Genomic DNA, 12622 nt, shown 5'->3' on the forward strand with positions numbered 1-12622 from the left:
CGGCCTCTGCCGTGGATATACAGGTTCTCACACCCGGCTCACCTTTTTCGTGAGCGGAAAAGACTTTATGCCAATCCCCGCAGGTGCAGCGGACTGTTTCATTGTCAGATCAGCTGCAACTGGACGTTCGACGAGCGGTCCGCAGCAAGCCCTTTCTTCCGGGCCGCAGACCAGGACATACGCCTGCGCAGCAACGCAGGACTCCTTCGAACACAGGCCGCCTGCATAGAATGGCCGCCATCGGCCACACCCCGGAGAACCTTTCTCCTTTCTACCCCTTCTCTACCATGCGCCTGCTTCGTGCCCTGCTGATCGCGGCCCTTTTCGCCACCTCCTTCGTGGCCCGCGCGGCCGACACCTTTCCGGTGCGCAGCGTCGCCCTCGTTCCCGCTGCCGATCCCATCGAGTACACGCTCACCAGCCGCACAGCCGCCGTCTTCATCTTCCCGATAGCCTCTGCGGGCGCATGGGCCGACTCACGCGACAAGACCCGCGCTTTCACCGCCCTCACGAAGTCTCGCCAGCCCGCTTACGGGGCCTACCTCAGCAAGCTGGTGGCCGACCGGCTGCGCGCGGCGGGCTACCAGGTTCGGCTGATCGAGCCTGAACACCGCGACCCGGCCGACCCGGATGGGGTGGACCTCGAAGCCCTGGTGTTCGATGAAGACATCGGCATGCAACTGCAGTTCGACACCATGGGCTTCTTCTCCGACATGGGGACCATGGGCTTCGCGCCCAAGGTCAACGTCGACGCGCACTCCTTTCTGCGCAGCGGTGCCGAAAACCCGTTCAGCACCACGATCTACTACGGGGTGGATGCCCGACCCAACAAGGACTGGGCGATCATGGCCCCCGACACCGCGAACATCCCCTCGTTCGAGGTCTTGATGGGCGAGCCCGAGCGTGTCGACGCGGTCTACCGCGGCGCCTTGAACCTGCTGGCCGAACGCATCGCCACCCAGTTCATGGCGTCCTCCCCGCTCAAGGCCGCTGCAGCGCCCTGACACAGGCACGCCGATTGCGCCCTGCGGCCTCCGTTTCCAGGACATGCCTGCCACAGCGGACGAGCGTGTTCGGTTTCATTCGAGCAACAGCGCAATGCCGAAGACGATGGCAGCCAAACCGGCGATACAGAAAACAATCGCCATCAGTTGCGCGAGCGATGAGCCTTGAATCAGCGCTCGGGTTCTAGCGTAGTGCTCCGCCTGCTCGGACAGATCTGGAGCACCCGGTCCGAACACCCTCTCCGCCACTTCACGTCTCGTCAACTGGCGAGTGACAAGTGACCCGAGAGCATCCCATCCAACCCATGGGAGGGAAGCGCCGAGCACGATCCAAAACCACCCCATAAACGTTCTCCACGAATGCCTGCTTATGGCAGAAAAGAGCCATCGTTGCCCCGCAGGAACGGCCTAAAAAAGCCTGTCGCCGACCAACCACTGCCATCGGAATCACTTCGCGCACTGCCTGAGTTTCTCAATCACCGCCGCGCCGCCCGTCCATTGAATGCCCATCAGCGTTTTCCCATCCAACGACAGTTTGAAGCTCTGTTGATCGCGCATGCCATCGAGCGCCGCAGCCAGCCCGGGCACAGCGAACATCACCGTGCCCACCTCCCTGGACTCCCTGTAATTGAATACCTGAAGGGTCTGGGCAGGTTCGTCGTCTTGCTGAAGGGTGATTCTCAATTTCTCGACTTTCTGGGGTTTGGGCAGCCCTGCACCCTGAAAAATCAGCCATGCATCGGTCTTGGGCTTCTGGAACCCCACGATGGTCACGACGCCACCTTCGTCGAGCTTGTATTTGGAAAACACCGCCGCGCACAGGTTGCCCTCGGGCGTGGCTTTCGTCTCCACATGCCATAGGCCTTTGGCATGCGCCCGCCGTTTTTCCTGTTGCTCTTTTTCCTGCTCCGCCAGTCCTTTTTGCAAGGCGCGGCTTTCCTCCAGCGTGAGGCCTTGAGCGGGAGGCCCCTTCGGCCCGAGGGAATCCACGTAGTCTCTTTGCTGACGGATCCAGTCGTCCATGCTGTATTGGTACGGCGGACTGCAGCCATTCCCGTTGAACTGCATACCAATCGGGCAAGCCGTTGCGGTGAGCGGCAACGAAAGTGCAAGGAAAAACAGGATCGCTGGTGTTTTCATGGGGTGTTCTCCCGCATCGGCAAGCTGGTGAAGTGCTGACTGCTCTGGCGCCTTGCATTCTGCTTCATCGTGCAGCGACGGGTGCTTGCGAGGCGCCGCCCCGCGCAGACAATGCGCCATGGCCCACGATCCCGACCTGATCCCCACCCACACGACCACAGCCCCCTCCTCCATCGCGCGCTGGGTGGCGCGGCACCACGGGCTGGAGGTGCGGCAATGCCACCTGATCCGCCGGGGCCTGAACGACAACTACGCCCTGCGGTCCACCGACGGCAGCCGCTGCGTGGCGCGCCTCTATTCCATCCGCCCGCGCGGCGACTTCAACGTCGAATTCGAAGCCTCGCTGCTCATGCACCTGAACGCCCAAGGCGTGGGCGTGGCCGCGCCGATGCTCACGGCGGACGGGCAAACGCACATCCCGCTTCAGTTCCCGGAAGGGCCGCGCGCGCTGGCGCTGTTCCGCCATGCCGAAGGCACCGTCCCCGACACACTGGAAGACATCGAGCTGACCGGCCGCACGCTGGCCCACATCCACGGGGTGGCTCGCGAATACGCAGGCCCGCCCAGCCGCTATACGCTGGACGGCCACCACCTCGCCGGCCGAACCCTGGGCTACCTGCAGGCCTACCCGGACCTGGACGCCGGTTTGCTCGAAACCTACAGCCAGCTGGTGCACCGCCTGCTGGACGAGCTGGCCGCCGCCGAAGGCGGGCTCACGCGCGTCGTCTGCCACGGCGACACGCACGGCTTCAACAACCACGTGCACACCGACGCGGCCGGCACCCGCAAGACGGTGTTCTTCGACTTCGACGATGCCGGCCCCGGCTTCCTGGCCTACGACCTGAGCGTGCTGCCCTGGTCGCACATGGTCCGCAAAAACCTCAAGGAGCCCGACGACACCCTGCGCGAGCGCTGGACGCACTACCTGCGCGGCTACCGCGAAGGCGGCGGCGAGGTGAGCGAGGCGGACCTGGCGGCATTGCCGCTGTTCCTGCAGCTGCGGCACCTCTGGAACCTGGGCGAGGCCGCCGGGCGGCTGCACCACTGGGGAACGAATTCGATGCCGGTGGACTGGATGCAGAAGCAGGGAGAGGTGTTCGAGGCCTGGCGAGGGCTGGACATGCGCACCTGATGGACTGCGCTGGTTCCGCTGGCGCAGCACCGAGGGTGTTTGGCGAAGAGAATCCGCACTTCGTCGCAAGACGCGAGACCCGTGGACGCCCCGTCCAGATAATCGCGAACGTCATTCCAACCGAGGCTCGCGCCACATGAAAACGCTCAACACAAAACGGTTCTCCGTGGTCCTCACCCTGGCGCTGACCGGTGCCTGCGCCCACGCCGCCGGTTTTCAGCATGGATTTGCCGCGGACCCGGACGGCAAGCCACTCGAAATCGGCATCTGGTACCCGAGTTCGGCCGCGGTCCTGCCCGTGGCGATGGGCCCGACAACGATGAGCGTGGCCGTCAAAGGGCCGGTGCAAGGCAAGGCACTGCCGCTGGTGTTGATCTCGCATGGCACTGGCGGCTCGTTTCTCGGGCACTTCGATACGGCCATGGCGCTGGCCGACGCCGGCTTCGTGGTGGCGGCCGTCACGCACACGGGCGACAACTACGCCGATCAGAGTCGCGCCGTCGACATCATGGACCGCCCCCGGCAGATCAGCCAGGTGATCAACCACATGCTGGCGAGCTGGGATGGTCGTGCGGCGATCGACCCGGCGCGCGTCGGCATGTTTGGCTTCTCCGCCGGCGGCTTCACCACGCTCGCGAACATCGGTGGGGTGCCCGACTTTTCAAAGATCGAGCCGGTGTGCCGCCAATACCCCGGCGACTTTGTATGCCAGCTCCTGGCGAAGAACGGCGGCAGCAACGTCTCCCCGCCCACCGCGTCCGCCATCGCCAACGCGGCAGACCCTCGGATCAAGGCCGCTGTGGTGGCCGCGCCTGCGCTCGGCTTCAGCTTCGCACCCGATGGGCTCAAGAACGTCAAGGTGCCCGTACAGCTCTGGCGCGCCGAGGACGACGCCATCCTTCCACATCCGCGCTACGCCGAAGCGGTCCGGCTCGCATTGCCGCAGGCACCGGAGTACCACCTCGTCCCCAAGGCCGGCCACTTTGACTTCCTGGCACCGTGCAGCAGCGCGCTGGCGTCGATCGCACCCCCCATTTGCACCAGCGCTCCTGGTTTCGATCGGGTCGAATTTCATGCACGCTTCAATGCAGCGGTCGTCGGTTTTTTCAGCAAGACACTGCGGGCACATTGATTCCGTGCGCGACGACCGCCGCGCTCAAAGCACCTGACAAGCCTGCTCGAAACTCAACCTCGCATTGCGGTCGAACACCTTGCCATCCCCGTACCCGAGGTTGATCAGGAAGTTCGCGCGCCAGCGCCCGTCGGGGAAGAACTCGGCGTTCACCTTGGCCAGGTCCACGCCGCTCATGGGTCCGCAGTCCAGACCCAGCGCGCGCGCCGCGATGATGAAGTACGCCCCGCCCAGCGTGCTGTTGCGGGTGGCCGTGGCTTCGCTCAGCGCGGGGTTGCTCTCGAAGTTTTCCTTCGCGCCTTCACGGTGCCACACCTGGGGCATGAACTCGTGGAAGCGGGTGTCGGCACACACGATGACCGTGACCGGCGCCACGCGCGTCTTGTCCAGGTTGCCCGGCGAGAGCGCGGGCAGCAGGCGCGCGCGCGCCTCGGGCGTCTTGAGGAACACGTAGCGCGCCGGCTGCGTGTTCATCGAGGTGGGCCCCATGCGGGCAATGTCGTACACCTGCTTGAGCAGCTCGTCGGGCACGGGCTTGTCGAGGAAGGTGTTGGCGGTGCGCGCCTTGAGGAAGATCTGGTCGAGGGCTAACGCGTCGAGGGTCATGGTGTGAGGCAGAAAGTAGAAGAAGAAAAACTCAGTCCAAACTGATGTTGGCGGCTTTGATGAGGCCGGTCCAGCGCTGCACGTCCCGTGCCAGCATGGTCTTGGTGTCGGCCACGCTGATTTTCATGGGCGAACCGCCCGCCTTGCGGAAGGTGTCCTGAAGCTCAGGCGTGGCGATGATTTTCGCCAGTTCCGTGCGCAGCCGCGCCAGCACCTCGGGCGGGGTCTTGCTGGGCGCGAAGTAGCCGAACCACGATTCCAGTTCGAGCTTGACGGTGCCGGACTCGTTGATGGTCTGCACCGTGGGCTGCATGGGGTTGCGTTCGGCGCTGGAGACCGCGATGGCCTTGAGCTTGCCGGTGTCCACGTGCGCGCGGGTGGTGGGCGTGAGGTCGAAGAACAGGTCCACGCGGTCGCCGAGCAGGTCGGCGTACGCCGGCTGCGCGCCCCGGTAGGGCACGTGCACGATGTCCACGCCCGCCAGGCTCCACAGCGCCGCGGCGATGACGTGCTGGCCCGAGCCGTTGCCGGCCGAGGCGTAGGTGAGCTTGCCGGGGTTGGCCTTGGCATAGGCCACCAGGCCGGCCAGGTTGTTGAACGGCAGGCTGTTGCGGCCGAGCAGCGTGTAGCTGTAGCTCACGGCCAGGCCCACGGGTTCGAAGTCCTTGAGGCTGTCGTACGAGAGGTTCTTGTACAGGCCCATGTTCAGGACCATGTTCGACACCGAGCCGGTGAGCAAGGTGTAGCCGTCGGGCGCGGCCTTGGCGGCGGCGTCGGTGCCCACCACGGTGCCCGAGCCGGTGCGGTTCTCCACCACCACGGGCTGGCCGAGCGGCTGGGCGAGGCGATCGGCGAGCGCGCGGCCCACGAAGTCGAAGCCACCACCGGGCGGTTGCGGCACGATCACGCGCAGGGGCCGGTTGGGGTAGTCGGCCTGCGCCCAGGCGGCGGCCGGGGCCAGGGAAGCGAGGGCGGCGGCCGGCACGGCGGCGAGCAGTTGGCGGCGAAGCGGCGAAGCCGGTCCCCCGCACGTCGGATCGAGTGCGTTCATGTCTTGTCTCCTTGTTGTGGTGTCTGACGCGGTTGGACAGCGGCCCGCGCCCGCCGCATGAAACTCAGCCCGGGTTCACTTCGCGCTCCAGCTCGCCGCCGGCCAGCCAGCGCGCGCCACGGCGGTAGAGCTCGTCCACCTCGTGGCCCTTGAGCATGGGCATGTCCATCTTCACCGTGTAGCCGATGCGGGTCTGGATGTAGGCCAGGTGGCGGTAGCCCTCGGGCATCCTGGCCAGGGCTTCCTGGTCGAGCGCGAGCACGGCGGTGGAATCGATCGGGTCGATGCGGTCTTTTTCGTAGATGGGCTGGCGGTGCAGCAGCTTCCACTCGCCTTTTTCGCGCACCACGAAGTCGTAGAAGCGGCCGGTGCAGACCACGTCGCACATCACGGGGCCGTTGGCGCCGTCGACCATGCCGCGCTGCGAGATGGTCATCTTGGTCTGGGCGATGGCGCGGTCGCCCGCCACCTCGATCGCCGAGCCGCCCAGGAAGTGCAGGATGCTCACGCCCTTGGCCCAGCCTTCCTGCGTGACGCGGATGAAGTCGGCGAACGGTCCCTGGAACCAGGTGGCCATCATCACGCCCCGGGGGTGCCACACGGTGGCGAAGCGCTCCCAGTCGCCGGCGTCGCGCCACACGGCCCAGCGCTCCACCATCTGCCGGATCAGCAGTTCGTCTTTGAGTTGTTGTTCGATCATGGCTTGTCTCCTCGGGGGGTTGCGGTGATTCAAAGGGTTTCGAAGTCGACCTGGTGGCGCGCGGTGCGCACGCCCTCCAGTTCGTGGCGCACGCGGGTGTGCGCGGGGTGGTGGGCGTAGTCGTCGAGCGCCTGGCGCGACTCGAATTCGGCGTAGAGCACGGCGTCGCAGGCGTAGTCCACGCCGCTTTCGTCCAGGCCGATCTCCAGCCGCAGCAGGCCGGGGATCTGCTCGCGCAGGCCCTCGAAGGCCCGTTTGAGCCGCTGCGCGTTGTGCGCCTTGGCCACGGCGGTCTCGCCGTGCACGTTCCACATGACGATGTGTTTGATCATGTGGCGCGTGCGGCGGTGGCGGGCTGGGCCCGGTTGAGCACGAAGTCGAAGTCCAGCGTGTGGGTGCCATCGGGCTGCCGCACCCAGTCGGCCACCAGGGACTGGCGCACGCCGAACACCACATCCGAGTCGAGGTACTCGCCCCCGTCGCGGAACACGTGCGTCACCAGCGTTTCGTAGCCGGGCGCCTGGATCATGAAATGCAGGTGCGCCGGGCGCCAGGGGTGGCGGCCGGTGGCGCGCAGCATGTCGCCCACCGGGCCGTCGTCGGGAATCGGGTACGGCTCGGCCACCACGCTCTGGAAGTGGAAACGCCCGTCGGGGCCGCTGCGCAGCACGCCCCGGCCCTGGGCCTCGGGCAGGTCGGTGCGCTGCACGTCGTACATGCCATCGGCGTCGGCCTGCCACACGTCGATCACGGCATCGGCCACCGGCGCGCCGTCGAGCCCGCGCACGCTGCCGCGCACCAGGCAGGGCGTGCCGGCCGCGCCGTTGGCCACGTCGGCGCCATGCTCGTAGTGCGGCGCGCCTTCCACGTGGAAGGGCCCGAACACCGTGGCCTCGGTGCAGCCGGCGGGCTTGTCGTTGTTCTGCGCCACCGTCAGCATGGACAGGCCGAGCACGTCCGAGAGCAGGATGAATTCCTGCCGCTGGTTGGTGCATTTGTGGCCGGTGGCGGTGAGGAAGTCGATGCCGGCCTTCCACTCGGCCTCGGTCAGCTTCACTTCGCGCGCGAAGGCGTGCAGGTGCTGCACCAGGCTGGTCATGATCTGTTTGAGGCGCGGGTCTGGCGTGTTCGCCATGCGCGCGAGCACCGCCTGGGTGATGTTGTACTGGTCAAGGTTTCTCAAGCGTGGTCTCCGGGAGTGCCGGCACAATGTACGGCCTTGGGAGACCCCGAAAAAGACCTGAGACAAAAATGACTTTTTCGTCAGGCGCAACAAAGAGGAGACCATGGACCGCTGGACCGAGATCGAACTGTTCGTGCAGGTGGCCGAGACCGGCAGCCTGAGCCGCGCGGCCGAGCTGCTCAATTTGTCCAACGCCAGCGCGAGCCGCCACCTGGCCGCGCTGGAGACGCGCCTGGGCGTGCGCCTGGTGGAGCGCAACACGCGCCGCCTCTACCTCACCGACACGGGGCAGGAGTTCTTCCAGCGCTCGCGCGCCATCCTGGCCGACCTGCGCGACGCCGAGTCCACCGTGAACGCGGCCGCGCTCAACCCCACCGGCGTGCTGCGCGTCACCGCCTCGCTCTCGTTCTCCATGCACCACATCGCGCCGCTGCTGCGCGAGTACACCGAGCGCTACCCCAATGTGTCGGTGCACGTGGAAGCGGCCAACCGCTACCTGGACATCATCGACAACAACATCGACGTGGCGATCCGCAACCGCGAATACGAGCCCGACTCCAACATCACCATCCGCCGGCTCGCGGGCACGCGGCGCATCCTCACGGCGTCGCCAGCCTACCTGTCGCGCCACGGCGTGCCGCGCACCATCGACGACCTGCACCGGCACAAGCTGCTGATCTACACGCACGCCAACAACCCCAACGAACTGCGCTTCACGCGCGGCGACGAGCAGCAGACCGTCAACGTGAAGGGCCTGCTGGAGAGCAACGACGGCCAGATCCTGCGCGCCGCCGCGCTCGACGGCATGGGCATCCTGGTCCAGCCCAGCTACATCGTCTACGACGACATCGTCGCCGGCCGCCTGGTGCCCATGCTCGACGACTGGGATCTGCCCCGCCTCACCGTCAACCTGGCCTACCCCAGCCGCAAGCACCTCAGCGCCAAGGTGCGCACCTTCATCGACTTCATGGCCGCGCACTTCGAGAAGATGGACTACGAGCGCAAGTGGACGGGCCGCTTCTCCGTCTACTGACCGTCTCGCAGAGCGCCATCGCACGATGAACATCCGCCCTTTCCAGCCCGGCGACGAAGCGGCCCTCTACCGCGTGCACCGCGAGGCCATCCACCGCGTGGCTTCGCGCGACTACACGCCCGAGCAGGTCCAGGCCTGGGCGCCGGACCGGCAGGACCCGGGGCCGTGGGCCATCAAGATGCGCCACCTTCGGCCCTTCGTGGCCGAGGTCGATGGCGTGATCGCCGGTTATGCGGACCTGCAACCCAGCGGCTACATCGATCACTTCTTCGTGTCCGCCGACTTTCCTCGCCAGGGGGTGGGCCGCCGCCTCATGGCGCGCATTCACGAAGAGGCGGCCCGCCAGGGCATCACCGAACTCACGGCGGACGTCAGCCGAACCGCACAGCCCTTCTTCGCCCGCTTCGGGTTCGAGGTCGTGGAGCAGCGCTTTCCCGTGCGCGCGGGTGTCATCATCCCGAACGCCTTGATGCGCAAACTCCTTGCACCACCCCAGGCCGCGGCCTGACCACCCCGCCATCGCCCCCACCATGCCGAGAAACGTCGAGATCAAAGCCCGCCTGGACAACTTCAGCGCCGTCGCCGCCAAAGCCGCCGCCATGGCCGACCATGGCCCCATCGCCATCGCGCAGGACGACACCTTCTTCCGCTGCGACAACGGCCGCCTCAAGCTGCGCGTGTTTTCAGAAACGGAGGGTGAGCTGATCTTCTACCGCCGCACCGACCGGCAAGGCCCCAAGGAATCGTTCTACGTGCGCTCACCCACCGCCAGCCCGGCCAGCCTGCGCGAAGCCCTCACGCTGGCGCACGGCGAGATCGGCCGCGTCATCAAGGACCGCACGCTGTACCTGCTGGGGCGCACCCGCATCCACCTCGACAAGGTGCAAGGCCTGGGCGACTTCCTCGAACTGGAGGTGGTGCTCGAAGACGGCGAAGCGCTGGAAGCGGGTGTGCAGGAGGCGCACCGCCTGATGAAGGAACTGGGCGTGGCGCCGTCGCAGTTGGTGGGCGGGGCGTATGTGGATCTGCTGGCGCAGGGCCAGCGCTAGCCTCAGGAAGGCCGCGTGCCCTCGAACGCATCCTGCAACAAGCGCCGGATCGCCCCCGCCTCCAGCGGCCTCGGGTTCGGGTACTGGTTGCTCATCGCGATCTCGCAGGCCTTGTCCAGGTCCTCGGCTTTCATGCCGATGTCCTTCAGCGCCACCGGCGCACCGTTGGCCTTGGCGAGGTCGTGCACGGCCTGCGCCGCGCTCGCGCCGCCCAGGGCGCGGCGGATGCGTTCCATCGCTTGCGGGGCCGCCGCCGCGTTGTAGGCCAGGGCGTGCGGCAGCACGATGGTGTGCGTCTCGGCGTGCGGCAGGTTGAAGCTGCCGCCCAGGGTGTGGCAGAGCTTGTGGTGCAGGGCCATGCCCACCGCGCCGAGCACGGTGCCGCAGAGCCAGGCGCCGTACAGGGCGTCGGACCGCGCCTCGGCGTCCGCCGGCTGCGCGCGGATGCGCGGCAGCGCACGGCCCAGTGCGGCGATGCCCTCTTCGGCCATGAGGTCGATGATGGGGTTGGCGTCGGTCGCGTACAGGCCTTCGGCCGCGTGCGCGATGGCGTTGATGCCGCTGGTCACGCTCATTGCCACGGGCAGGCCCAGGGACAGCTCGGGGTCGTAGATCACCGTGCGCGGCAGCACGCGCGGGTCCTTGCCGGTTTTCTTCAGGCCGGCTTCGGTGATGCCGTAGATGGGCGTCATCTCCGAACCCGCGTAGGTGGTGGGGATGGCGACGATGGGCAGGCCCGAGTCGAGCGCGATGGCCTTGCCCAGGCCGGTGGTGGAGCCGCCGCCGATGGCCACGGCGCAGTCCGCGCCCAGCTGGCGCGCCACCTCGCGGGCTTCGCGCGCGGTCTCGATCGGCACGTGCATCACCGCGCGGTCGAAGATGCCGGCGGCGCGCGCGCCGAGCAGTTCGGCCACGCGTTCGGCCGAGGCGCGTTGCTCGGGCGTGCTGAGCACCAGCGCGCGCGCCGCCCCCAGGGCGTCCATTTCGCGCGGCAGCTGGGCCAGCGAGCCGGCACCGAAGACCACGCGCGCCGGCAGGTTCTGGTAGACGAATGATTTCATGCCTTTTTGTCCCTATCTTGATGCGTCGTTCCCCGCGATGATCGCAGCCTATCCGGGCCCGGGTGCCTTTCGGGTCACCTGAAAATCAGTTTTCCGCAGAGGGAAATGTGGACACGAAATGGCGGGCCTTTCGCTGACAAAATGCGCGGGCACCCCCTGAAGGAGAACTTCCGTGATCAACAAGATCGCCGCCTCGGTCGCCGAGGCGCTCACCGGCATCGAAGACGGCGCCACCGTGCTCATCGGTGGTTTCGGCACCGCCGGCATTCCCGGTGAACTCATCGACGGCCTGATCGACCAGGGCGCGCGCGAGCTCACCGTGGTCAACAACAACGCCGGCAACGGCGACACCGGCCTGGCCGCGCTGCTCAAGGCCGGGCGCGTGCGCAAGGTCATCTGCAGCTTCCCGCGCCAGGCCGACAGCCATGTGTTCGACGCGCTCTACCGCAGCGGCCAGCTCGAACTCGAGCTGGTGCCGCAAGGCAACCTGGCCGAGCGCCTGCGCGCCGCCGGCGCCGGCATCGGCGCCTTCTTCACGCCAACGGGCTTCGGCACCGAACTCGCGAAGAACGCCGACGGCAGCGCGAAGGAAACGCGCGTGATCAACGGCAAGCCCTATGTGCTGGAGTACCCGATCTTCGGCGACGTGGCGCTCATCAAGGCCGAGCGCGGCGACCGCTGGGGCAACCTCACTTACCGAAAGGCCGCGCGCAACTTCGGCCCGGTGATGGCCACCGCCGCGAAGCGCACCATCGCCAGCGTCTACGGGATCGCCGAACTCGGCAGCTTCGACCCCGAAGCGGTGGTGACGCCCGGCATCCACGTGAGCGCCATCGTGCAGATCCCCCGCGTGGCCACGCAGGCCGGTGGTTTCAAGGAGGCCGCATGAGCTACACGAGAAGAACCAAAGACGAACTCGCGCGCCGCGTGGCGCAGGACATCCACGACGGCGCCTACGTGAACCTGGGCATCGGCCAGCCCACGCTGGTGGCCAACCACCTGCCCCCGGGCATCGAGGTGGTGCTGCACAGCGAGAACGGCATCCTGGGCATGGGCCCGGCGCCGGCCGCGGGCGAGGAAGACTACGACCTGATCAACGCCGGCAAGCAGCCGGTGACGCTGCTGCCCGGCGGCGTGTTCTTCCACCACGCCGACAGCTTCGCCATGATGCGTGGCGGCCACCTGGACATCTGCGTGCTCGGCGCCTTCCAGGTCTCGGCCACCGGCGACCTGGCCAACTGGAGCACCGGCGAAGCGGGCTCCATTCCGGCCGTGGGCGGCGCGATGGACCTGGCCATCGGCGCCAAGCAGACCTGGGTGATGATGGACCTGCTCACCAAGCAGGGCGCGAGCAAGGTGGTGGCGCAGTGCAGCTACCCGCTCACCGGCATCGGCTGCGTCAAGCGCATCTACAGCGACCTCGCCACGCTGGCGTGCACGCCGCAAGGTCTGAAGCTGATCGACAAGGTCGAGGGCCTGGACCACGCCGAACTCGAAAAGCTCGTGGGCCTGCCGATCGCGGCGGCCTGAA

15 protein-coding genes are annotated in these 12622 nt (G+C 67.0%); 8 read left to right on the top strand and 7 right to left on the bottom strand.

Going from position 1 to position 12622, the window contains the following annotated elements:
* Positions 1-287: 287 nt before the first annotated feature.
* Positions 288-1004, top strand: coding sequence for a hypothetical protein (locus tag AC1Q9M_RS02150; RefSeq protein WP_492432186.1), 717 nt, complete (start codon positions 288-290; stop codon positions 1002-1004).
* A 447-nt stretch (positions 1005-1451) separates the two neighbouring features.
* On the opposite strand, the gene AC1Q9M_RS02155 is transcribed toward AC1Q9M_RS02150, so the two are convergent.
* Positions 1452-2264 carry a hypothetical protein gene (locus AC1Q9M_RS02155; protein WP_492432188.1) on the bottom strand — a complete coding sequence of 271 codons (813 nt, stop codon included), beginning with the start codon at positions 2262-2264 and terminating at the stop codon, positions 1452-1454.
* Here AC1Q9M_RS02155 and AC1Q9M_RS02160 point away from each other — a divergent pair.
* Both AC1Q9M_RS02160 and AC1Q9M_RS02165 read left to right on the top strand, forming a co-directional pair.
* Positions 2263-3276: a phosphotransferase enzyme family protein gene (locus AC1Q9M_RS02160; protein ID WP_492432190.1), complete on the top strand. Its 1014-nt coding sequence runs from the start codon at positions 2263-2265 to the stop codon at positions 3274-3276. The two genes, AC1Q9M_RS02155 and AC1Q9M_RS02160, sit on opposite strands and share 2 nt — an antisense overlap.
* A 136-nt stretch (positions 3277-3412) precedes the next feature.
* On the top strand, positions 3413-4408 hold the full coding sequence (locus AC1Q9M_RS02165; RefSeq protein ID WP_492432192.1) for an alpha/beta hydrolase family protein: 996 nt from the start codon (positions 3413-3415) through the stop codon (positions 4406-4408).
* 24 nt (positions 4409-4432) lie between these two features.
* On the opposite strand, the gene AC1Q9M_RS02170 is transcribed toward AC1Q9M_RS02165, so the two are convergent.
* From AC1Q9M_RS02170 to AC1Q9M_RS02190, 5 genes are all read right to left on the bottom strand, one after another.
* The gene (locus AC1Q9M_RS02170) at positions 4433-5014 is read right to left on the bottom strand and encodes a malonic semialdehyde reductase (RefSeq protein ID WP_382158590.1); all 582 of its coding nucleotides are present in this window, start codon (positions 5012-5014) and stop codon (positions 4433-4435) included.
* Between the two features lie 31 nt (positions 5015-5045).
* Positions 5046-6065 (bottom strand): Bug family tripartite tricarboxylate transporter substrate binding protein, encoded by a 1020-nt coding sequence (locus AC1Q9M_RS02175; protein ID WP_492432194.1) that lies wholly within the window; start codon positions 6063-6065, stop codon positions 5046-5048.
* Between the two features lie 64 nt (positions 6066-6129).
* On the bottom strand, positions 6130-6765 hold the full coding sequence (locus tag AC1Q9M_RS02180; RefSeq protein WP_492432196.1) for a nuclear transport factor 2 family protein: 636 nt from the start codon (positions 6763-6765) through the stop codon (positions 6130-6132).
* Positions 6766-6794: 29 nt separating this feature from the next.
* Complete coding sequence (locus tag AC1Q9M_RS02185) at positions 6795-7097, bottom strand: Dabb family protein (RefSeq protein WP_382158596.1); 303 nt, start codon at positions 7095-7097, stop codon at positions 6795-6797.
* Positions 7094-7948, bottom strand: coding sequence for an intradiol ring-cleavage dioxygenase (locus tag AC1Q9M_RS02190; RefSeq protein ID WP_492432198.1), 855 nt, complete (start codon positions 7946-7948; stop codon positions 7094-7096). Before AC1Q9M_RS02190 ends, AC1Q9M_RS02185 begins: the two co-directional genes overlap by 4 nt.
* Positions 7949-8051: 103 nt before the next feature.
* Between AC1Q9M_RS02190 and AC1Q9M_RS02195 the strand changes: the two genes are divergently transcribed.
* Genes AC1Q9M_RS02195 through AC1Q9M_RS02205 form a run of 3 tightly spaced genes read left to right on the top strand, consistent with a single transcriptional unit; the run spans position 8052 to position 10030 of the window.
* Positions 8052-8981, top strand: coding sequence for a LysR family transcriptional regulator (locus AC1Q9M_RS02195; RefSeq protein ID WP_382158600.1), 930 nt, complete (start codon positions 8052-8054; stop codon positions 8979-8981).
* Between the two features lie 25 nt (positions 8982-9006).
* Positions 9007-9489 carry a GNAT family N-acetyltransferase gene (locus tag AC1Q9M_RS02200; RefSeq protein ID WP_492432200.1) on the top strand — a complete coding sequence of 161 codons (483 nt, stop codon included), beginning with the start codon at positions 9007-9009 and terminating at the stop codon, positions 9487-9489.
* A 22-nt stretch (positions 9490-9511) separates the two neighbouring features.
* Entirely contained in the window at positions 9512-10030 is a 519-nt protein-coding gene (locus tag AC1Q9M_RS02205; RefSeq protein WP_492432202.1) for a class IV adenylate cyclase, read from the top strand.
* A 2-nt stretch (positions 10031-10032) separates the two neighbouring features.
* Here the strand turns inward: AC1Q9M_RS02205 and AC1Q9M_RS02210 are convergent, their stop codons facing one another.
* A complete protein-coding gene (locus tag AC1Q9M_RS02210) occupies positions 10033-11091 on the bottom strand; it encodes a maleylacetate reductase (protein ID WP_492432204.1) in 1059 nt (352 codons plus the stop codon).
* A gap of 172 nt (positions 11092-11263) precedes the next feature.
* Here AC1Q9M_RS02210 and AC1Q9M_RS02215 point away from each other — a divergent pair, with 172 nt between their 5' ends.
* Both AC1Q9M_RS02215 and AC1Q9M_RS02220 read left to right on the top strand, forming a co-directional pair.
* Positions 11264-11980: a 3-oxoacid CoA-transferase subunit A gene (locus AC1Q9M_RS02215; protein ID WP_444686366.1), complete on the top strand. Its 717-nt coding sequence runs from the start codon at positions 11264-11266 to the stop codon at positions 11978-11980.
* Entirely contained in the window at positions 11977-12621 is a 645-nt protein-coding gene (locus AC1Q9M_RS02220) for a 3-oxoacid CoA-transferase subunit B (protein ID WP_382326845.1), read from the top strand. The genes AC1Q9M_RS02215 and AC1Q9M_RS02220 overlap by 4 nt, the downstream gene beginning before the upstream one ends.
* The last annotated feature ends 1 nt before the right edge of the window (position 12622 follow it).

The organism is Hydrogenophaga sp. GW823-FHT04C09, assembly GCF_058796355.1.